Origin of the sequence: Streptomyces sp. NPDC086549, assembly GCF_044746205.1 — a bacterium.
Classification (GTDB): Bacteria; Actinomycetota; Actinomycetes; order Streptomycetales; family Streptomycetaceae; genus Streptomyces.
The window spans coordinates 238016-258385 of the sequence record NZ_JBIVBS010000011.1 but is presented as its reverse complement, the minus strand read 5'-3'; the positions used below and the strand labels follow the sequence as shown (position 1 = coordinate 258385).

General features: G+C 70.9%; 16 protein-coding genes. 7 read left to right on the top strand and 9 right to left on the bottom strand.

Going from position 1 to position 20370, the window contains the following annotated elements:
* Positions 1 to 18 precede the first annotated feature (18 nt).
* The 4 genes from gnd (at position 19) to ACIPSA_RS31145 (ending at position 5790) form a co-directional block, all read left to right on the top strand.
* A complete protein-coding gene (gene gnd, locus ACIPSA_RS31160) occupies positions 19 to 1050 on the top strand; it encodes a phosphogluconate dehydrogenase (NAD(+)-dependent, decarboxylating) (protein ID WP_402640301.1) in 1032 nt (343 codons plus the stop codon).
* A 3-nt stretch (positions 1051 to 1053) separates the two neighbouring features.
* A complete protein-coding gene (gene zwf, locus ACIPSA_RS31155) occupies positions 1054 to 2523 on the top strand; it encodes a glucose-6-phosphate dehydrogenase (protein ID WP_402640299.1) in 1470 nt (489 codons plus the stop codon).
* 130 nt (positions 2524 to 2653) lie between these two features.
* Positions 2654 to 3397, top strand: coding sequence for a beta-phosphoglucomutase family hydrolase (locus ACIPSA_RS31150; RefSeq protein ID WP_402640297.1), 744 nt, complete (start codon positions 2654 to 2656; stop codon positions 3395 to 3397).
* Positions 3394 to 5790, top strand: a complete 2397-nt coding sequence (locus ACIPSA_RS31145) for a glycoside hydrolase family 65 protein (RefSeq protein WP_402640295.1) — start codon at positions 3394 to 3396, stop codon at positions 5788 to 5790. Before ACIPSA_RS31150 ends, ACIPSA_RS31145 begins: the two co-directional genes overlap by 4 nt.
* Before the next feature lie 7 nt (positions 5791 to 5797).
* Here ACIPSA_RS31145 and ACIPSA_RS31140 read toward each other — a convergent pair whose 3' ends face one another.
* The 6 genes from ACIPSA_RS31140 to ACIPSA_RS31115 are packed head-to-tail and all read right to left on the bottom strand — an operon-like array spanning position 5798 to position 12550.
* Positions 5798 to 6946, bottom strand: coding sequence for a VWA domain-containing protein (locus tag ACIPSA_RS31140; protein ID WP_402640293.1), 1149 nt, complete (start codon positions 6944 to 6946; stop codon positions 5798 to 5800).
* On the bottom strand, positions 6939 to 7850 hold the full coding sequence (locus ACIPSA_RS31135; protein ID WP_402640291.1) for an AAA family ATPase: 912 nt from the start codon (positions 7848 to 7850) through the stop codon (positions 6939 to 6941). Before ACIPSA_RS31135 ends, ACIPSA_RS31140 begins: the two co-directional genes overlap by 8 nt.
* The gene (locus ACIPSA_RS31130; protein WP_402640289.1) at positions 7843 to 8769 is read right to left on the bottom strand and encodes an XdhC family protein; all 927 of its coding nucleotides are present in this window, start codon (positions 8767 to 8769) and stop codon (positions 7843 to 7845) included. The genes ACIPSA_RS31135 and ACIPSA_RS31130 overlap by 8 nt, the downstream gene beginning before the upstream one ends.
* Before the next feature lie 10 nt (positions 8770 to 8779).
* Positions 8780 to 11152, bottom strand: a complete 2373-nt coding sequence (locus ACIPSA_RS31125) for an aerobic carbon-monoxide dehydrogenase large subunit (RefSeq protein ID WP_402640288.1) — start codon at positions 11150 to 11152, stop codon at positions 8780 to 8782.
* Positions 11149 to 11676: a (2Fe-2S)-binding protein gene (locus tag ACIPSA_RS31120; protein WP_402640286.1), complete on the bottom strand. Its 528-nt coding sequence runs from the start codon at positions 11674 to 11676 to the stop codon at positions 11149 to 11151. The genes ACIPSA_RS31125 and ACIPSA_RS31120 overlap by 4 nt, the downstream gene beginning before the upstream one ends.
* Position 11677: 1 nt before the next feature.
* Positions 11678 to 12550, bottom strand: coding sequence for an FAD binding domain-containing protein (locus ACIPSA_RS31115; RefSeq protein WP_402640284.1), 873 nt, complete (start codon positions 12548 to 12550; stop codon positions 11678 to 11680).
* Positions 12551 to 12665: 115 nt separating this feature from the next.
* On the opposite strand from ACIPSA_RS31115, the gene ACIPSA_RS31110 reads away from it, so the two are divergent.
* Positions 12666 to 13622 carry a LysR family transcriptional regulator gene (locus ACIPSA_RS31110; RefSeq protein ID WP_402640282.1) on the top strand — a complete coding sequence of 319 codons (957 nt, stop codon included), beginning with the start codon at positions 12666 to 12668 and terminating at the stop codon, positions 13620 to 13622.
* Between the two features lie 13 nt (positions 13623 to 13635).
* Here the strand turns inward: ACIPSA_RS31110 and ACIPSA_RS31105 are convergent, their stop codons facing one another.
* From ACIPSA_RS31105 to ACIPSA_RS31095, 3 genes are all read right to left on the bottom strand, one after another.
* Positions 13636 to 14364 (bottom strand): SDR family oxidoreductase, encoded by a 729-nt coding sequence (locus ACIPSA_RS31105; RefSeq protein WP_402640280.1) that lies wholly within the window; start codon positions 14362 to 14364, stop codon positions 13636 to 13638.
* Positions 14365 to 14449: 85 nt separating this feature from the next.
* Positions 14450 to 16618: an RNA polymerase recycling motor ATPase HelR gene (gene helR, locus ACIPSA_RS31100; protein WP_402640278.1), complete on the bottom strand. Its 2169-nt coding sequence runs from the start codon at positions 16616 to 16618 to the stop codon at positions 14450 to 14452.
* Positions 16619 to 16805: 187 nt separating this feature from the next.
* Complete coding sequence (locus ACIPSA_RS31095; RefSeq protein WP_402640276.1) at positions 16806 to 18023, bottom strand: glycosyltransferase; 1218 nt, start codon at positions 18021 to 18023, stop codon at positions 16806 to 16808.
* Between the two features lie 366 nt (positions 18024 to 18389).
* Between ACIPSA_RS31095 and ACIPSA_RS31090 the strand changes: the two genes are divergently transcribed.
* Both ACIPSA_RS31090 and ACIPSA_RS31085 read left to right on the top strand, forming a co-directional pair.
* Positions 18390 to 19118: a FadR/GntR family transcriptional regulator gene (locus ACIPSA_RS31090; RefSeq protein WP_402640274.1), complete on the top strand. Its 729-nt coding sequence runs from the start codon at positions 18390 to 18392 to the stop codon at positions 19116 to 19118.
* 91 nt (positions 19119 to 19209) lie between these two features.
* Positions 19210 to 20355, top strand: coding sequence for a DUF3103 family protein (locus ACIPSA_RS31085; protein ID WP_402640272.1), 1146 nt, complete (start codon positions 19210 to 19212; stop codon positions 20353 to 20355).
* Positions 20356 to 20370 lie beyond the last annotated feature (15 nt).

Here is a 20370-nt window from a genome sequence, read left to right as displayed (position 1 = left end):
AGCGTACGGAGGCACACCATGACCGCTGACAATCCCATGCAACTCGGCATGATCGGACTCGGACGCATGGGCGCCAACCTGGTGCGCCGGCTCATGCGCGACGGCCACACCTGTGTGGTGTACGACCTCGACGCCGACGCCGTGAAACAGCTGGAGAAGGAGGGCGCCACCGCGGCGTCCTCCCTGGAGGATTTTGTCGGCAAGCTCAGCGGGCCGCGGAACATCTGGCTGATGCTGCCCGCGGGCGTGGTGCAGCGCACGGTCGACGAACTGGCCGGCCTGCTCACCCCCGATGACATCGTGATCGACGGCGGCAACTCCTACTACCGGGACGACATCACCCGCGCGCGGCAACTCGCACCGCTCGGTGTCCACTACGTGGACTGCGGCACCTCCGGGGGCGTCTGGGGCCTGGAGCGCGGGTACTGCCTCATGGTCGGCGGAGAGCGGGAGGCGGTGCTGCGCCTGGACCCCCTTCTGCGCACCATCGCCCCGGGCGCCGGCAGCGCCGAACCCACCCCCGGCCGGACCGCGAAGACCGGCACCGCCCCCGACGGCTACCTGCACTGCGGGCCCAGCGGTGCCGGCCACTTCGTGAAGATGGTCCACAACGGGGTGGAGTACGGGATGATGGCCGCGATCTCCGAAGGCCTGAGCATCATCAAGCACGCCGACGCGGGACTGCACGACCGCACGGTCGACGCCGAGACCGCCCCGCTGCGCGATCCCGACGCCTACGCCTACGAGATCGATGTCGCCGAGGTCGCCGAGGTGTGGCGGCGCGGTTCGGTGGTCGGCTCCTGGCTGGTCGACCTGGTCGCCGACGCGCTGGCCCGGTCGCCGAGGCTCGACGGATTCGCCGGTCGGGTCTCCGATTCCGGGGAAGGCCGCTGGACGGTGCTGGCGGCGGTCGACGAGAGCGTGCCCGCTCCGGTGATCACCGCGGCCCTCTACGAGCGCTATGACTCGCGCGGCCTTGGCGAGTTCACCGGCAAACTGCTGTCGGCGATGCGCGGTGAGTTCGGCGGGCACGCTGAGAAGGCGGGCTGAACCGTGGCGCGACCGACCTCGACCCCGGCCCGGCCCGCGTCCGCGGACCAACGACCGGACGACCATGTGATCGTGCTCTTCGGGGCCACCGGCGACCTGGCCCGCCGCAAACTGCTGCCAGGGCTTTTCCACCTGGCCCAGGCCGGACTGATGCCCGAGCACTACCGGGTGGTGGGATCCGCACCCGCCGCCGTCGCCCTCAGCGACGAGGAGTTCCGCACCCACGCCCGCGAGGCGGTCGGTGAATTCGGCCGTTCGAAACCGCAGGGCGAGGCGTGGGAGGCGTTCGAAGAGGCGCTCAGTTTTGGTGCCGCGGACCCGGAGGATCCGCAGCCGCTGCTGGCCGCTGTGCAGAAGGCCGAGAAGTCGCTCGGCGGCCGGCCGCGCCGGCTCTTCCACCTGGCCGTGCCCCCGGTCGCCTTCTCCGCCGTCGTCCAACTGCTGGGCGACACGGGCCTCTCGCAGAACGCGCGGGTGATCGTGGAGAAGCCGTTCGGCACCGACCTGCCGTCGGCCCGGGCCCTGAACGCCACGATGCACGCCGTCTTCGACGAGTCGGCGATCTTCCGGATCGACCACTTCCTGGGCAAGGAGTCGGTGGACAACATCCTCGCCCTGCGGTTCGCCAACGGCCTGTTCGAGCCCATCTGGAACCGGGACCACATCAGCCATGTGCAGATCGACGTACCGGAGAAGATCGGCATCGAGGGCCGGGCCCGCTTCTTCGAAGGGACCGGCACCTTCCGGGACATGATCGTCACTCATCTCTTCCAGCTCATGGGATTCGTGGCGATGGAACCTCCGACCACACTGGAGGCGAAGGCGCTGAGGGACGAGAAGGAGAAGGTCTTCCAGTCCCTGCGGCCGGTGGAGCCCGCCCATGTCGTCCGCGGCCAGTACACCGGTTACCGCGAGGAGCCGGGAGTGGACCCGCACTCGGACACCGAGACCTTCGTGGCCCTGCGCGTCGAACTGGACAACTGGCGCTGGGCCGGCGTGCCCTTCTTCCTGCGGTCCGGCAAATCCCTTGCCCAGGGCCGGCACGTGGTCACCCTGGGCTTCCGCGAGCCGGTGCTGCGCATGTTCCCGGTGGACGTCGACCAGCGCGCCGTTCCGTGCAGCAACGAACTGGTGATCGACTTCGACGATCCCGGAACCATCACGGCCCGGTTCCTCACCAAGGAACCCGGACCCGCGATGCGGCTGGAGGACGCGGAGATGGTCTTCCACTACGCCGGCTCCTACAACGAGGAGCACGCTCTGGAGGGCTACGAGCGGCTGCTCCTGGACGCCATGCTGGGGGACCAGTCCCTGTTCACCCGCTCGGACGGCATCGAACGGCTGTGGGAGGCGGCCACACCCCTGCTGGCGGAGCCGCCGCCCGTCGAGCCCTACGCGCCGGGCTCCTGGGGGCCAGACCGGATCCAGCAGCTGATCGCACCGTACCGGTGGAGTCTTCCGGCCGGCCACTGAGCACAGCGACGGGCTCACCCGGCCGAGTTGCTCCGGATGCCGCCCGCGCCTCCACCGAGCGGGTTCCTTCCGGCGCGGCGGGCGGTGTCTCCGCACCGCGGTCCGCACGGCCTCTCCTAGCCTCGACGGCATGCTGGGGCTTCCTGATCACGTACGTGCCTGTCTGTTCGACCTCGACGGGGTGCTCACCCAGACCGCGAAGGTGCACGCGGCCGCCTGGAAGGAGATGTTCGACGACTATCTCCGCGAGCGCGCGGCGCGTGAGGGGACCGCGTTCGTTCCCTTCGACGCGGTCGGCGACTACGACGAATACGTGGACGGGCGCCCCCGCGAGGACGGGGTGCGCACCTTCCTCGCCGCACGCGGGGTGCGCCTGCCCGAAGGATCGCCGGACGACCCGCCGGAGGCGGAGACCGTGAACGGGCTGGGCACGCGCAAGAACGACCTGGTGCTGCAACGGATCCGGGAGGAGGGGGTCGAGCCCTACGAGGGCTCGGTCAGGTTCGTCCACGCGGTGCGGGAAGCCGGTCTGAGTCGCGCGGTGGTGTCGTCCAGTGCCAACTGCCGGGACGTCCTGGTGGCGGCGGGCATCGAGGACCTGTTCGACGAGCGGATCGACGGGGTGGTCGCGCGCGAACGCGACCTGCGCGGGAAACCCGAACCGGACACCTACCTGGAGGCGGCCCGCGTCCTGGGAGTGGAGCCGGACGCGGCCGCCGTGTTCGAGGACGCTCTCGCAGGTGTGGCGGCGGGCCGGGCCGGAGGGTTCGGCGTGGTCGTGGGGGTCGACCGGGTGGGCCAGGCGGAGCAGCTGAGGGCGCACGGCGCGGACGTGGTGGTACGGGACCTGGCCGAACTCCTGGAGTCGCGGTGATCACCCATCCCAGCTTCACGGTGGAGCCGTGGTGCCTGCGAGAGACCGAGCTCAACCTGGAGGTACTCGCCCAGAGCGAATCGGTGTTCGCCCTGTCCAACGGGCACATCGGGTGGCGCGGGAACCTCGACGAGGGGGAGCCCCACGGACTGCCCGGCGCCTATCTCAACGGCGTCTACGAGCGCCATCCACTGCCGTACGCGGAAGCGGGCTACGGCTATCCCGAGACCGGCGAGACGGTGATCAACGTCACCGACGGCAAGATCGTCCGACTCCTGGTCGACGACCACCCGTGCGATCTGCGCTACGGCCGGCTGCTGGACCACGAGCGGGTCCTGGACTTCCGCTCCGGTGTGCTCAGCCGAACAGCGCGGTGGACCACGCCCGGCGGCCGGACGGTCCGCATCACCTCGAAGCGGCTGGTGTCCTTCACCCAACGAGCGGTGGCCGCGGTGCTGTACGAGGTCGAGCCGACCGACGGACCGGTCACCGTGGCCGTGCAGTCCGAACTCGTCGCCAACGAACAACTGCCGCACACCGAAGGCGACCCGCGGGTCGCCGCGGCGACCGAGTCCCCGCTGACGGCGGAGGAACACTTCGCCCAGGACACCCGGCTGCGGCTCGTCCACCGCACCGGGCGCAGCACAGTGCGGGTGGGAGCGGCGGCCGACCATCTCGTCGACGGGCCGGAGGGCACCCGGTGGACGGCGCAGAGCGAGCCGGACGTCAGCCGCCTGACGGTGACCGCGGAACTGGCGCCCGGACAGCGGCTGCGGCTGGTCAAGTTCGTCGCCTACGGGTGGTCCGGGCAGCGCTCGCTGCCCGCGGTGCACGACCAGGTCGACGGGGCGGTGGCGGCCGCCGTGAGCGCCGGCTGGGACGGGCTGCTCGCCCAACAGCGGGCCTACCTGGACGAGTTCTGGGCCGGCGCGGACGTCGAGGTGGAGGGGGACGCGCAGATCCAGCAGGCCGTACGGTTCGCCCTGTTCCACGTACTCCAGGCGGCCGCCCGCGGCGAGGAGCGGGCGATCCCCGCGAAGGGACTGACCGGGACCGGGTACGACGGGCACTCCTTCTGGGACACCGAGTCCTACGTCCTGCCGGTACTCACGTACACCGCGCCACAGACCGTCGCCCCAGCACTGAGATGGCGGCACTGGACCCTGCCGAAAGCACGCGAGCGGGCGCGTCAGCTGGGGCTGGCGGGGGCGACCTTCCCTTGGCGGACCATCAACGGAGCCGAGTGCTCCGCGTACTGGCCGGCCGGGACGGCGGCCTTCCACGTGAACGCGGACATCGCCATGGCCGTGGTCCGGTACGTCGCGGTGAGCGGCGACGAGGAGTTCGAGCGCGGTGAGGGGCTGGACCTCCTGGTGGAGACCGCCCGCCTGTGGCGCTCCCTCGGTCACCACGACGCCGAAGGCGTCTTCCACATCGACGGGGTCACCGGACCCGACGAGTACAGCGCGATCGCCCGGGACAACCTCTACACCAATCTGATGGCCCGGCAGAACCTGCTGGCCGCGGCGGATGCGGCCACGCGCCATCCGGACCGGGCCGAGGAACTCGGTGTGGACGACGAGGAGGCGGCGGCCTGGCGGGACGCCGCGAGCCGCATGGCGGTGCCGTACGACGAGGCTCTGGGCGTGCACGAGCAGTCGGCCGGCTTCACCCGCTTCCAGCGCTGGGACTTCGACGCGACCCCGCCCGAGAACTACCCGCTGCTGCTGCACTACCCCTACTTCGACCTGTACCGCAAGCAGGTGGTGAAGCAGGCCGACGTGGTGCTGGCGATGATGGAGTGCTCGAACGCGTTCACCGACGAGGAGAAGGCACGTAACTTCGCCTACTACGAGGCGCTCACCGTCCGCGACTCCTCCCTGTCGGCGTGCTGCCAGTCGGCGCTGGCCGCCGAGACCGGGCATCTGCGGCTGGCCTACGCGTACCTCGGCGAGGCAGCGCTGATGGACTTGGAGGACCTGGAGCACAACACCCGCGACGGGTTGCACATCGCCTCACTCGCCGGCACATGGATCGCACTGGTCGTCGGCTTCGGGGGGATGCGCGGGCACATCGGGCAGAACGGGGAGCCGTACCGGTTGTGCTTCGCGCCGCGCCTGCCCGAAGCGCTGTCCCGGGTGGCGTTCACCGTGACGGTGCGCGGGCACCGGCTGAACGTGGACATCGGCCCGGCCAATGCGCGGTACACCCTGGTGGAGGGAGAGCCGCTGGAGGTACTGCACCACGGGGAGCCCGTGACAGTGACCACCGATGAACCGGTCGACCGCCCGGTACCGCCCGTGCCCGCTCGCCCCGAGCCGCAGCAGCCCCGGGGCCGGCGTCCGGTCGGGCTGCCCGGCGGAGTGGAATCCGGGGGAGAGCCCCAGGAGTAGCGAGGGGTCACCGCCGTCGGCCCGGGGCGGACAGAGCCGCGGTGAAGTCGTCCAGGGCCTCAAGGCTGTGCGCGCTGACGACGGCGTCGCAGTAGGGCAGCGCGGCGGCCATGCCGGCGACGAGCGGGCGGTAACGGGGGCTCGCCGTGCGTGGGTTGACCCATACGACGCGATAGGCGACCCGGGACAGCCGCGCCATGTGGGTGGCGAGCGCGGCGGGCGCGCCGGTGTCCCAGCCGTCGGAGATGATGACGACCACGGCGCCGTGCGCCATGCCGCGTCGGCCGAACCTCTCGTTGAACTCCGCGAGGCACTCCGCTATCCGGGTGCCCCCGGACCAGTCCGGGGCCGCCCGTCCGGCCCGTGCCAGGGCGTCGTACGGCCCGGCCCGCCGGAGGGCGGGTGTGAGGCGGGTGAGCCGGGTGGCGAAGGTGAACACCTCGGCGTGGGCGGCGCGGGTGGCACAGTAGAGCAGTTGCAGCATCGCGCGGGCGTAGGGCTCCATCGATCCGGAGATGTCGCAGAGCACGATGAGGTCGCGGGGGCGGGTTCGGGGCACGAAGCGGCGCAGTCGCAGCGGATATCCGCCGGTGCGCCGGCTGACGGAGAGGGTGCGGCGCACGTCGATGCGCTCACCGTGGAGCGCGGTGCGGCGTCTGCGCGACGGGCGGGTCGGGGTGCGCAGCACGATGCTGCGCATCACCTCGGAGAGCCGCGCCAGTTCCTCGGCGGACAGAGCCGCGAAGTCGCGGGTGGCGAGGCGGTCGAGCGGACTGGCGGCGAGGGGCACGGGCGCCTCCCGCGGCGGTGCGCCGGCCTCCCGGCCTTGTCCGTTCGCAGCGGCCTTCCGGGCGCCGTGGACGCGACCGGGCACGGTGTCCGGGAGCGACCGTGGCGGGTCGCCGGGCTGCCCGCGCTGTGCTCCCGGGCCGGTCGGGGCGCCGAAGACCGCGCGGAAGACCGCGTCGAACGGCTCGATCTGCTCGCGGTCGGACACCAGGGTGGCGAGCGCGCAGTGCCGCAGCTCACGCGTCGTCGACGGTGGCAGCACAGTGAGCGCCCGGGCGAAGCTCCGAGTACGGTCGGGGCCCACCGCGATCCCCGCGTCGTGCAGGGCGGCGGTGAACGAGGCGGCCAGTTCCGGCAGGTCAGGCATCGGAGGAACCCGCCTCCGCGTCGACCAGTTCCGCCAGTCCGGACCGGCGTACGGCCTCCAGGTCCTCGGCGTATTTGAGCACCGCCCCCAGGGTGCGGTCGGCGGCCTCGGTGTCGAGAACGGTGAGCCCCAGCGTGTGCAGCGCGCCCGCCCAGTCGATGGCCTCGGCGATGCCGGGCGGCTTGGTGAGCTCCTGCCGGGCACGCAGGCGTGCCACCCCGCGCGCCACGCGCGCGGCGAGCCACTCGGCCGACTCCGGCACCCGTCTGCGGATGATCGCGGCGACCCGCGCGGTGTCCGGGTACCCGATCCAGTGGTAGAGGCAGCGGCGCTTGAGCGCGTCGTGCAGATCCCGGGTGCGGTTGGAGGTCAGGACGGCCACCGGCGCCACCGCGGCCGTCCGGGTGCCCAGTTCGGGGATGGTGACGGCGGCATCGGCCAGCAACTCCAGCAGGAACGCCTCGAACTCGTCGTCGGCGCGGTCCACCTCGTCGATGAGCAGCACGGCCGGCCGCGGTCCCGGGTGGGAGATCGCGGCGAGCAGCGGCCGTGGCAGCAGATAGTCCTCGGCGAACAGATCGGCGTCGCGCAGGGACTCCCCACGGGACTCGGCCAGCCGGATGGCCAGCAGTTGCCGCGGATAGTTCCACTCGTACAGGGCCTCGGCCGAGGACAGTCCCTCGTAGCACTGCAGCCGGATCAGCGGGGTGTCGAGCACGGTGGCGAGCGCCCGTGCCGCCTCGGTCTTGCCGACGCCGGGCTCGCCCTCCAGCAGGATCGGCTGCCGCATGCGCACGGCCAGCAGCAGCGCCGTGGCCAGGGCGTCGTCGGCCAGGTAGCCGACGGCGTCCAGCCGCGAGCGCAGGGCGGGAACATCCGCTACGAGGGGGTCGGGGTCAGGCATCTGCGTAGGGGAAGGGGTCGTCGGCGAAGGCGTGCCGGCATCCCGGCCCGCAGAAGTACATCCGGCGGCCGGCCCGGTCCAGCGAGAGGGTGTCGGGGGTGATCGCCACGGTCATGCCGCACACGGGATCCACGTCCTCGGTCCTGGTCCGCGGCGCGGCGGGGACGGCTCCGGGGCGCGCGGCCCGGGGCGCCTGCGGCCGCAGCGCGATGATCTCGGCATACACGGACAGCGCGATCTCCGCCGGGGTCCGTGCGCCGATGTCCAGGCCGGCGGGGGTGTGGACGCGCGCGCGTTGTTCGTCGGTGAGATCCAGCCCGGCGAGCACCGACGCACCGCGCCTCGGACTGGCCACAAGACCGATGTACGGGATCCCGGCCCGCGCGGCCTCGATCAGCACGGTCTGCTCGTCGCGGCCGTGCGTGGCGACGACGACGATGTCCAGATCGGGTGGCAGCGGCTCGCCGGGCGAGGCCGGTCGGGCGTCGAGGCCCAGCACGCGACCGACGTCGAGCAGAGCGCGGGCGATGGGAGCGTGTCCATAGACGTACGCCAGCGCCGGAGGGAGGTTGGCCTCCAGGAAGATGTCGAGCGTCCCGCCCGACAGGCAGGGATTCGCCACCGTGACCAGGCCTTCGCCCGGCTCCTGTGCTTCTTCGGCCCCGGTGTCCGCGGCGGGCGTGATTCTCAGCAGCAGCGACTCGCCGGTCTCCAGCACCCGCAGGCCCTGCAGTTGCACCGTCGTCTCGGCGCATGCGCCGCCCACGAAGCCCTCGACGGTGCCGTCCGGCAGCACCAGCGCCCTGTCCCCGGGCTTGGCGCTCGTGGGCCGTTCCGCGTGGACGACGGTGGCCAGGACGAACGGGGTCCGGCCGTGCCGGAGCACGTCCGCGCGGGTCAGCAGTTCGGTGTTCGTCATCGAGGGGGCCTCAGGTGATCGCCAGGTCGGTGCGCAGCGGCCGGCCCTGGGCTGCCCGCCACACCGCGGCGGGAGTCAGCGGCATGTCGACGTGGCGTACGCCGAGCGGCTTCAGCGCGTCGACCACGGCGTTGACCACCGCGGCGGGCGAGCCCACCGTCGCGGACTCGCCGACGCCCTTGGCGCCGATGGGGTGGTGCGGGGAGGGGGTGACGGTCTCGCCGAGCTCCCAGGACGGGCACTCGACCGAGGTGGGCAGGAGATAGTCCATGAACGAGCCGCCGAGGCAGTTGCCGTCCTCGTCGAAGGCGATCACCTGCATGAGCGCCATGCCGAGACCGTCGGCGAGCCCGCCGTGCACCTGGCCCTCGACGATCATGGGGTTGATCCGGTTGCCGCAGTCGTCCACCGCGATGAACCGGCGGACCTTCACCTGGCCGGTGGCCGCGTCCACGTCGGCCACGCAGATGTAGGCACCGAAGGGGAAGGTGAGGTTCGGCGGGTTGTAGACGCAGGTCGCGTCCAGCTGGCCCTCGACGCCCTCGGGCAGCTCCAGGTCGGAGTGCGCCGCGAGGGCGATCTCGGTCATGGTCCTGCCCTGATCGGGGTCGCCCGTGACGAACCAGCGGCCCTTCTCCCATTCCAGGTCGTCCGGGTTCACTTCGAGCATCGCCGAGGCCACGAGCCTCGCGCGCTCACGCACCTTGCGGGAGACCAGCGCCGCCGCCGCTCCGGACACAGGTGTCGAGCGGGATCCGTACGTGCCGAGCCCGAACGGGGTCTGGTCGGTGTCGCCGTGCACCACCTCGACGTCCTCGGGCGGAATGCCCAACTCCTCGGCGACGATCTGCGCGAAGGTCGTCTCGTGACCCTGGCCCTGGGTCTGTACGGAGATGCGCAGCACCGCCTTGCCGGTCGGGTGAACCCGCAGTTCGGCACCGTCGGCCATGCCCAGCCCGAGGATGTCCATGTGCCCTCGCGGGCCCGCTCCGACGGCCTCGGTGAAGAAGCTGACCCCGATGCCCATCAGCTCGCCGCGCTCGCGCTTCTCGGCCTGTTCCCGGCGCAGGTCCTCGTAGTGCGCCATGTCCATCGCCAGCCGCAGGGCCCGCGGGTAGTCGCCGGAGTCGTACTCCCACCCGGTCCGCGTCCGGTACGGGAACTGTCCCGGCCGCAGCAGATTGCGCATCCGCAGCTCGGCCGGGTCCTGGCCGAGCTCGGCCGCGAGCAGGTCGACCATCCGCTCGACCAGGTACACGGCCTCGGTGACGCGGAACGAACAGGCGTAGGCGACACCGCCGGGCGCCTTGTTCGTGTAGACGCCGGTCACGGTGCAGTGCGCGGCGGCCAGGTCGTAGGAGCCGGTGAAGACGCCGAAGAAGCCCGCGGGGAAGCGGGACGGCTGTGCGGTCGCGTTGAAGGCGCCGTGGTCGGCGATCACATGGACCCGCAGGGCCTGGATCTTCCCGTCCCTTGTCGCCGCGATCTCCCCGTGCATGTGGTAGTCGCGGGCGAAGGAGGTACTCATCAGGTTCTCCGAGCGGTCCTCCACCCACTTGACCGGCTTGCCGGTGATGATCGAGCCGACGACCGCGCACACGTAACCGGGGTAGATGCCGACCTTGTTGCCGAAGCCGCCGCCGATGTCCGGGGAGATGATCCGGATCTTGTGCTCCGGGATGCCGGCCACCATCGCGTAGAGGGTGCGGTGGGCGTGCGGGGCCTGGGTGGTGGACCACACCGTCAGCTTCCCGGTGATGGCGTCCATGTCCGCCACGGTGCCGCAGGTCTCCAGTGGCGCCGGGTGCACCCGCGGGTACAGCATGTCCTGCTCCACCACGACGTCGGCGGCCGCGAAGACCTCGTCGGTGCGCTCCTTGTCGCCCGCCGACCAGTCGAAGATGTGGTTGTCGTTCTGCTGTTCCTTGTCGTCGCGGATCACCGGCGCGTCCGGGTCGAGCGCCCGGCGGGCGTCGACGACCGGTGGCAGCGGCTCGTACTCCACGTCGATCAGCTCAAGGGCGTCCCGGGCGGCGTAACGGTCCTCGGCGACGACGAAGGCGACCTCCTGGCCCTGGAAGCGCACCTTGTCGGTGGCGAGCACCGCCTGGGTGTCGTGCGAGAGCGTGGGCATCCAGGCCAGCCCGAGACCTGCCAGGGTCTCCCCGGTGACCACGGCTCTGACCTTCGGGTGCGCCTCGGCCGCGCTGGTGTCGACGGACAGGATCCGGGCGTGCGCCAGCGGGCTGCGCAGGATGGCCCCGTACAGCATCCCGGGCAGCCGCACGTCGTCGACGTAGGTCCCGTGACCCCGGACGAACCGCGCGTCCTCCTTGCGGGGCATCCGCCCGAAGCCGACCGGCCGTTCCTCGGTGGTCGTCATGCCCGCACCTCCTCGCGGTCGGGCGCCGGCTCGGCGGCCGTGCCCGTGTCCGCGGTCCGCGTCCCGCCTCCGTGCTCGGCGGCCCAGCGGACGGAGCGCACGATGTTCTCGTAACCGGTGCAACGGCACACCTGTCCGGAGATCGCCTCGCGGATGTCTTCCTCGGACGGATCCGCGTCGTGGTCGAGCAGCCAGCGGGCGGTCATCATCATCCCCGGCGTGCAGAAGCCGCACTGCAGCCCATGGCAGGCGACGAATCCCTGCTGCACCGGGTCGAGTTCGGCCCCGTGCGCCAAGCCCTCGACGGTCCGCACCTCATGGCCGTCGGCCATCACCGCGAGCACGGTGCAGGACTTCACCGGCATGCCGTCCAGCCATACGGCGCACACCCCGCAGTTGGAGGTGTCGCAGCCCCAGTGGGTGCCGGTGAGCCCGAGTTCGTCGCGCAGGAAGTGCACGAGCAGCAGCCTGGGCTCCACGTCCCTCGTGTACTGCTCGTCGTTCACGGTCACGGTGATCCGCATGTCACGCCTCCTGCCCCTGGGCGCGGGCGGCGGCGGCGCGCAGCGCCCGTGTGGTGAGCTCCCCGGCCAGGTGCCGCTTGTAGTCGGCCGGGCCGCGCTGGTCGGCCGCCGGCCGGCACTCCTGCGAGGCGATCCGGCCCGCCTCGGCGAAGCCCTCGTCGTCCGGCCGTCCGCCGCGCAGGAAGTCCTCGGCCTGCTCGGCCACGAACCGTGGGGCGCCCACCGCGGTCAGCCCGATGCCGGCCTCGGTGATGACCCCGTCGGAGATCTCCAGCACCGCTCCCGCGGCGACGACCGCCCAGTCGCCGGCCCGGCGCTCGACCTTGCGGTAGGCGCTGGCGTGCGAACGGATGGGCACCCGGATCTCCACCAGCAGCTCCGCCTCGTCCAGCGCGGTCTCGTACGGGCCGAGGAAAAAGTCCCTGATCCCGATGGTGCGCCTGCCACCAGGGCCTTGGGCGACAAGGGTGGCCCGCAGCGCCGAGAACGCCGCGGACAGGTCCTCCGAAGGATCGGCCTGGCACAGCGAGCCGCCCACGGTGCCGCGGTTGCGTACGAGCGGATCGGCGATGTCCCGTTCCGCGTCCCGCAGGATCGGGAAGTGCTCGCCGACGACCGGCGAGGCCAGCAGCTCCGCGTGGCGGACCATCGCTCCGACCGACAGATCGTGCCCGTCCACCCTGATCAAGGCCAGCTCGCCCAGGCCGTTGATGTCTATCAGCGCCTCGGGCTGGGCCAGCCGCAGCTTCATCATCGGCAGCAGGCTGTGTCCGCCCGCCACCACCCGGGCCTCGGGGCCGTACCGTGTGAGCAGCTCGATGGCATGCTCGACGCTGGCTGCCGTCTCGTACTGGAACGCTGCTGGGACCTGCATCGGGCCCTCCCGGAACGCTCTGCCCCCTGTGCCGTGATGCTGCGCTCTTCCGCACCGGCCGTGCAATGGGTGGATAAGCATTCACTTATCCCTCCAAACGCAGGAAAATCGGATCGTGACCGTCACGCAGCTCAGCACCTTCGTGCTGGTCGCCCGGCTCGGTTCGGTGGGTGCCGCGGCGCGGACCCTGGGCGTGAGCGAGTCCGCGGTGTCGCAGGCGCTCAGCGCGCTGCGCACCCACTTCGGCGATCCGCTCATCTGGCGCACCGGCGGCGGTGGGATGCGTCTGACACCCGCGGGAGCGCGGCTGCTGCCCGTCGCGTCGCGGATGGTCGCGCTGAGCGCGGATGCCGAGACGGCGGTGCGGGCGGCACGGGGAGCGCCCGACGAGCTGCGGGTGGTCGCGTCGAGCACGCTGGCCGAGTTCGTGCTTCCGTCGCTGGTGGAGGCCTTCGCCGACCGTGCGGGGCGCAGGACCGAGACCTCGTTCGGGGTGGCCCCCGGCAAGGAGATGCGTGTGCTGGTGGAGAACCGGCTGGCCGATGTGGCGCTCGGGCCGGATCTCGGCGCCGGCCGCGGGGACGAACTGGTCGGCGAGCCGCTGTTCCGCACCCAACTGGTCGTGGTGACCGGCGCCAGGGCACCGCGGCCGCCCGGTCCGCCGCCGCAGTGGTCGTGGCTGGTCGATGCCTCCGGCACCGATCCGGAGGCGGACTCCGGGCGGCTGCTGCGTCGGCTCGGCGTGGCCGAGGGGCACGTGTGGGTGTTTCCCAACCAGGCCGCCACCTGGGCGGCCGCGGCCGAGGGCGCGGGGGTGGCGCCGGCGCTCGCCCATCTGGTGTCGCCCCGCATACGGCGCGACGAGCTGCGCATGCTGGAGACCCCGGTCACGCCGGCGGACGCCACCTGGCACGCCACCGTCCTGCGGCCCGAGCACCGCTCCCCGGCCGCCGACGTGTTCCTGCACTTCCTGCACACTCCCGCAGCGACCCGCATCATGCGCGCGCCCGGCGCGGGCGTCCCGCCCTCCCGGTTCCGGCCCCCGGTGTACGTCACGCTCTGGGGCGGGTGAACGAGCGGGTCTTTCAGGAGAGCCAGTCGCTGTAGCGGGTGGGGGCGAGGTGGGCGTTCTTGTCGGTGAGGACGTCGCCCTTGACGGCGGCGAACATGCCGGCGGTGGGGTCGGTGACGACGGTACGGTCGTCGCCCTTGTGGGTCAGGGTGATCCGGCCCAGCTCGTCCAGGGTGAAGGTTTCGGGGCCGGCGATGTTGCGTATGCCGTTCAGCGGGGCACCGGCGGCGACCTCCGCCACCGCGTTCGCCACGTCCTTGGCGGCGATCGGCTGGATCGGCGTGGCGGGCAGCCGGACGGTGTCGCCCTCGGCGGTCCAGGACAGCACGGCGTCCATGAACTCCATGAACTGCGTCGCCCGAACGATCGAGTAGGGGATCGGCCCGGCGGCGAGGATCTTCTCCTGGAGCACCTTGGCCCGGTAGTAGTCCAGCTCCGGCACCTGGTCCACGCCCACGATCGAGAGGATGACGAAGTGGCCGACGCCGCCCTTGTGGGCCGAGGCCAGAAGGTTGTCCATCGAGGTCTGGAAGAAGGCCGGGGAGGCTTCGTCGAAGGTCGGGGAGTTCGTCAGGTTGACGACGACGTCGGCTCCCGCCACCGCCTCGTCCAGTCCCCGGCCGCTGATGATGTCGACTCCGGTGGACTTCGAGTGCGGTACCGCCTCGTGCCCGGCGGCGTTCAGGTTCTCGACGACCTGAGACCCGATCAGCCCGGTACCGCCGATGACTGCGATCTTCATGACATGCCTTTCGTTGCGGCTATGTGCGGAATATGGCATATGAACCGCACATGGACGCGGCAAGAAACGGCTCCTTCGGCCGACGTCAGGAACTCGTGAGGATGACGAGTTGCCGGGTCGCTCGGGTCATCGCGACATAGCGGTCCACCGCTCCTTCGATGCCCGTGCCGAACTCCTCCGGGTCGACCAGGACGACCAGGTCGAACTCGAGCCCCTTCGACAGCTCCGGGGTCAGCGACCGGACGCGGGACGTCGTCCGGAATGCGGGGTCGCCGATGACGCACGCGATCCCGTCGGCATACGCGTCGAGCCAGGTGTCGAGGATCGAGCTCAGATCGGAAGCGGATCCGTGTACGACGGGGATGTCGCTGCTGCGGATGGAGGCCGGCACGTTGGCGTCCGGGAGCACGGCCCGGATGACCGGCTCGGCCTCCGCCATGATCTCTTCCGGCGTCCGGTAGTTGATGCTCAGGGACGCCAGGTCGATCCGGTCGAACCCGATCCGCTCCAGCCGTTCCCGCCACGACTCCCTGAACCCGTGCCTGGCCTGGGCACGGTCCCCGACGATGGTGAAGCTCCGGGACGGGCACCGGAGCAGCAGCATCTGCCACTCCGCGTCGGTCAGTTCCTGGGCCTCGTCCACGACGATGTGCGCGAACGGGCCGGCGAGCAGGTCCGGGTCGGTGGTGGGCAGTTCGGACTCGTCGACCAGGCTGACCTGGGCGTCCTGGCCGCGCAGCATCCTCACCAGGCCTTCGCCGTCGTCACCGTCGGCGCCGGAGTCGGATGCGGCCTCGATCAGGTTGTCCACGACCTGCGCCATGCGTTCGCGCTGGGCGGCGAGGACGGCCTCGTGCCGCTGCTTGCGCCGGGCCGCCTCCGGGTCGCCGAGCCGCTGCCGTGCCGCGTCCAGGAGCGGCAGGTCGGACACCGTCCAGGCCCCGGCGTCCTCGCGCCGCAACTTCCGAACGTCGTCGGGGCCGAGCCAGGGAGCGCACATCCGCAGGTAGGCGGGCACCGACCACAGGTCTCCGACAAGATCGGCCGCTTCCAGCATCGGCCACGCGCGGTTGAAGGCCGTGAGCAACTCCCTGTTCTGCCGCAGCGACTTGCGGAGTTGGTCGGCCGGGGCGTCGCCGTCGTGCTTGTCCACCAGGATCGTGAGCAGCTCCTCCCAGATCTGGTCGCGCGCCTCGTTGTGCGGGGTACCGGGATCCGCCGCTTCGAACGCCGCGGCCCAGTCGTCGGCGCTCAGCCAGATGTCCGACCAGTGGGTCGTGACCGTCATGCCCTTCGCGGGCGGTTCCTCATAGAACCTGACGGCCGCCTCGATCGCCTTCACCATGTTCGCGGTGGACTTCAGCAGGACCACGTCCGGGTCGGCCTCGATCGCCGCATCGGCTCCTTCGGCGACCAGGTCCCGCAGGATGCAGGTCTGCACGCCCTCCTCGCCGAGGCTGGGGAGGACGTCGGCGACATAGGCCAGGTAGGGCCGGTGCGGACCGACGAACAGCACGCCGCCACGCCGGTGACCGAGGCGAGGGTCGGAGTAGAGGAGATAGGCCGAGCGGTGCAGAGCGACGACGGTCTTCCCCGTACCGGGACCGCCGTCCACGACGAGAGCGCCGCGGGATCCGGCGCGGATGATGGCGTCCTGGTCGGCCTGGATGGTGCCGAGCACGTCTCGCATCCGTGGCGACCGGTCGCCGCCCAGGCTGGCGATGAAGGCGGACTGGTCGTCGAGCGCGGCATGCCCGGCAAACCCGTCCGAGGCGAACACCTCGTCCCAGTAGTCGCTGATCCGGCCGCCGGTCCAGCGATACCTGCGGCGGCTTGCCAGACCCATCGGGTTGGCGTGGGTGGCTCCGAAGAACGGCTCGGCGGCGGGGGAGCGCCAGTCGATCAGCAGCCGGCGCCCCGCGCTGTCGGTGAGGCCGAGTCGTCCGACGTACACGGGCTCGGAGTTGTCCGCGCCGACCATATGTCCGAGACACAGGTCCAGACCGAAGCGACGCAGGGTGCGCAGGCGAGCGGTCAGCCGGTGGATCTCCGCGTCCCGGTCCATCGCCTGCCGGCCCGTGCCGCCGGGCGCCCTTCGCTCGGCTTCGAGGCGGTCGGACAGCTCGGCGATCGATTGTTCGAGGCACTCCGCGATGGCCGTGAAGTGCTGCTCATCGTCGGCGATCAGCTTCGGGTCGGCTTTGGAGGAGAGGCGGTCGGGCAGGTCGAACGCGCTGGTGGTCAGGGGGTTCACGTCATCAGCTCCGTTGTGGGGTCGCTTGCGGCCAGGGCGAGCGGCAAGGCGTCCGGACCGGCGTGCCGAGGCTGCTGCCCATGCCGGGGCAGCCCTCCGCTCGGTTCAGGTCGCCAGGGTGTGGGGGGCTTTCGTGGGTCCTGGCCCGGTGATCCCGCGTGGTTCGAGCGGGCACGGGCGGCCTCTCTCAGCCGACTGTTTCGAGCAGCAGCTTCGCGGCCGCTTCCGCCCCGTCGGAGCGGACCGTGCCGGCTACGGCTTGTGCGCGGGCGCTGGTCTCAGGGGCCAGGGCCGCTTCGAGCGCGGCCGACAGGGATTCGAACGTCGGAGTCGGACCGTCGTGGGCCGCCCCGATGCCCAGGTCGGCCACCCGGCGGGCCCAGTAGGGCTGGTCCGCCAGCTGGGGTACCACCACCTGAGGCGTTCCGGCCCGGGCGGCCGTCGTCGTCGTACCCGCCCCGCCGTGGTGCACGACGGCGGCCACCCGGCCGAACAGTGCCTGGTGGTTGGCCTCGCCCACGGTGAAGCAGTCGTCCTGGCCGTCGATCAGGGCCAGGTCGGCCCAGCCGCGGGAGACGAGTACGCGCCTGCCCTGCGCGCGGACCGCCTCGATGGCCACCTGGGCGGCGTCCGTCGATGTGCGCATGGGCATGCTCCCGAAGCCCACGTACACCGGGGGTGCACCAGCCTCCAGGAACTCCGCCAACTCGGCTGGGAGCGGGCGTGGGTCGGGCAGGATCCACGCGCCGGTCTGGACGACATGGAGGTCCGGCCTCTCGTGCAACGGGTCCAGGGCCGGGTCCGTCGCCACCCACGGCTGCTTCCCGATCACGTAGTCGCGGACGTTGTCCACCGGCGGCAGGCCGATCGACGCCCGGTTCGTGTTGAGGGCCGCACCGAACAGCATGTCGATGCTCTGGGCGTCCAGGTCCCACAGCACCCGGTTGTCGGTGACCTCCGGCGGCAACGGCCGGCCCGGATACGCCAGCGGCGGGTGGTGCGGCGACGGCACGGTGAGCTGCTGGAAGGTCACGGACACGGAGCGGATGCCCAGTTTCTCGGCGACCGACAGCGCGCCGGCCGCGGCAGGCATCATGCCGGTCGCCACCAACACATCGCATCCCTCGGCCGCGGCGGCGACCGCGTCGACCTGGCCGGCGATCACCATGGCCGCGCGCTGTGGCAGGTTCGCCGACGACGGCGGCGGCGCCCCGGTCGTCAGCGCGCGCGCCGACGGGCCGACCGGCACCATCGGCACGCCGACACCGGCCAACCGCTCCGCGAACTCCTCGTCGGCCGGCGCGCAGACCCGCACCTCCGCGCCGAGTGCCCGCAATGCCATCGCGAGTGCCACCATCGGTTCGACATCCCCGCGCGACCCGTAAGTGGACAACACCACACGCATTTGGTGACCCTCATTTCCGCAGATTCCGGCCTCGGCCGGAGATTCTGCGGTACGACCGGGGCCTTGCCGCAAGCCCCCCAGTGCGCTATAAGTTAAGAGTGGCAAGGAGTGGGTGACCTCCTTGCCTTTGTTTTTTGCCCGGGTACCGGATCGCGGGACCCCGTCGGTTTCCCGTATACCGGCCCGCCCGCATACCGCTGGACGCCAGGGCACTGACATGAACCGGCGTCACCGTGTGGCGCTCACAACTCGCTTGTGCCGTCGGGTAATTGACGGGACAGCAGTGAGGCTGCTTCACTGAAGTCGTGGCTGAGCCACTGAACCAGTGAGTCACCGAACCACTGACTGCAGCTCTGGAGATCCTCCGTGGCCGTCGAAAGCATTCCTCGCCGATCCGTGGTCGACCTGCTCGAGGCCCGGCTGCGTGAAGACATCCTGAACGGCACGCACGAACCCGGTTCCCTGTTGCCGCCGGAACGGGAGTTGGCTGCCGGGTACGGTGTCACACGCACGACCTTGAAGCACGCTCTGACCCGGTTGGAGCAAGCAGGGCTGCTGAGTACCCGGCACGGCATCGGTACCCGCATCCTGGACTACCTGAGGCTCGGCGGTGCCGAACTGCTCCCGATGCTGGCCGCGCAGGACTCCGCGTGGCTGAGGGAGATCTTCGAGGTGCGGCGGCACATCGGTACGCTGATCGCCGGCCGGGCAGCTGTCCGGCGCACGGCGCAACAAGCCCAGCGCCTGGAAGAACTGCTGCAACATGTGGCCGAGGCTCCGAACGCCGACGCCATCCAGCTCGCCGACGTGGAAGTGCACCGCGAACTGGCGCGGGCCACCGGCAACCGGGTCTATCTGCTCCTCACCAACACGCTGTTCAACGCCTACCTCCCGGTTCGGGGAGCCCTGCGGGCGCCGTTCGAGGACGCGGCAGAGGCTTCGAAGAGGCTGGCGCCGGTGGTGCACGCTGTGGTCGACCGCCGGAGTGAGGAAGCGCAGCGGGCGGCCGAAGAATACCTCCGCAGCACCGAGAAGATCATGTTGAGCTCGTTGAGCCGCGCCCGACAGCGGTCGACCGACGGCGACTCCGACTAGCGGCAGAGCGAGGCCCCGTCCCGGCACCATAACCGGACCGTTTTCTGAGATGTCATGTACGGGTCAAGCGATCAATCACAGAAGGAGCACGGTGAGCAGAACAAGCAAGCGTCGCAGCGCCCTGATCTGCGTGATGCTGTCCGCCGTCATCGGCGGCACCGTCCAGCCGGCGATTGCCTCGACAGCGGCGAACGCGGGAGGCCGGGCCACGACATTGCGGCACTCCCCGGTCCACGATGTCGAGGAGGGGATCGCGCGGTCACTGTCCTCCTCGCTCCGCGACCCGGAGTGGCGGGCGCAGGTACGCACGGCCGCGCTCGGCACGCGCGAGATGGACCTGCAGGCCCTGGCCGGCAAGGCCGCCGCCCCGGCGGGGAAGCAGCTGCAGGCCTCGGTCTCCGCCGCGGACCGACGTATCGCGGCCCTGAAGGGGCTCCCGGCGTCGACCGGATCGCTGCTGCGCATACGCCTGGGCGCGCCCTCCATGCGCTCGCGTCTGAGTACGCACGCCACCCCGTGGGTCGCCGTCGCGGCAGCCGACGACCACGCCAGGACCATCACGGCCTACGACAGCCAGGGCCGCCGTCACACTGTGGACGCCACCCGAGTACCCGAGCGCCCCCTCTACGTCCTGGACATCGATGTGTCCAAGGCCCATCGGGCCGGTATGACAGTGCTGCGGAACGCGCTCGTCGACAAGGGCCTCAACTCCCTGTCGGACAAGCCCGCGAGCACTTCCGACGCGGCCGGCTGGTGGGCCACCAAGGTCACGGCCGTCGAGGTGAAGGACGACGAGGAACCCTGGTTCAAGGGCGCCGCCGAGATGTTCTCCCTGGTGACCGGCTTCGGGCTGGACGGCAAAGCGCGCGTCGACTCGGTCGACATGCCGTACCTGGACTACGACAACACCGTCTACTACCCGAACCAGATCCTGGTCAACTGGTCGAACTACAAATACAACCTTGCCGACGTCGTCATGATGGAGGACGACGACGGCACCAACTACAAGGCGTTGGCCCAGGCGCTCACTACGGCCCTGCTCACCGTGACCGACCAGGGGACCTACATCCCGTTGGTGAACGCGCTGCTGAGTGCGATGCCCGACTCCTGGTTCACCGACGACCCCGACTACGTGGAGTCCTGGTACACCTTGTCGAAGAACTCCACGGGTCGGCTGAACGGTGCTGCGGGCAACGGCTGGATGACTGTGGAACCGTACTTCGTCGAGCAGTTCTGACCCTCGCTCGCTCGG

Coding starts and splice junctions, on each gene's coding strand:
- gnd (WP_402640301.1), top strand. CDS start 19: ATGACCGCTGACAATCCCATGCAACTCGGCATGATCGGACTCGGACGC.
- ACIPSA_RS31150 (WP_402640297.1), top strand. CDS start 2,654: ATGCTGGGGCTTCCTGATCACGTACGTGCCTGTCTGTTCGACCTCGAC.
- ACIPSA_RS31140 (WP_402640293.1), bottom strand. CDS start 6,946: ATGCCTGACCTGCCGGAACTGGCCGCCTCGTTCACCGCCGCCCTGCAC.
- ACIPSA_RS31135 (WP_402640291.1), bottom strand. CDS start 7,850: ATGCCTGACCCCGACCCCCTCGTAGCGGATGTTCCCGCCCTGCGCTCG.
- ACIPSA_RS31130 (WP_402640289.1), bottom strand. CDS start 8,769: ATGACGAACACCGAACTGCTGACCCGCGCGGACGTGCTCCGGCACGGC.
- ACIPSA_RS31125 (WP_402640288.1), bottom strand. CDS start 11,152: ATGACGACCACCGAGGAACGGCCGGTCGGCTTCGGGCGGATGCCCCGC.
- ACIPSA_RS31120 (WP_402640286.1), bottom strand. CDS start 11,676: ATGCGGATCACCGTGACCGTGAACGACGAGCAGTACACGAGGGACGTG.
- ACIPSA_RS31115 (WP_402640284.1), bottom strand. CDS start 12,550: ATGCAGGTCCCAGCAGCGTTCCAGTACGAGACGGCAGCCAGCGTCGAG.
- ACIPSA_RS31105 (WP_402640280.1), bottom strand. CDS start 14,364: ATGAAGATCGCAGTCATCGGCGGTACCGGGCTGATCGGGTCTCAGGTC.
- ACIPSA_RS31095 (WP_402640276.1), bottom strand. CDS start 18,023: ATGCGTGTGGTGTTGTCCACTTACGGGTCGCGCGGGGATGTCGAACCG.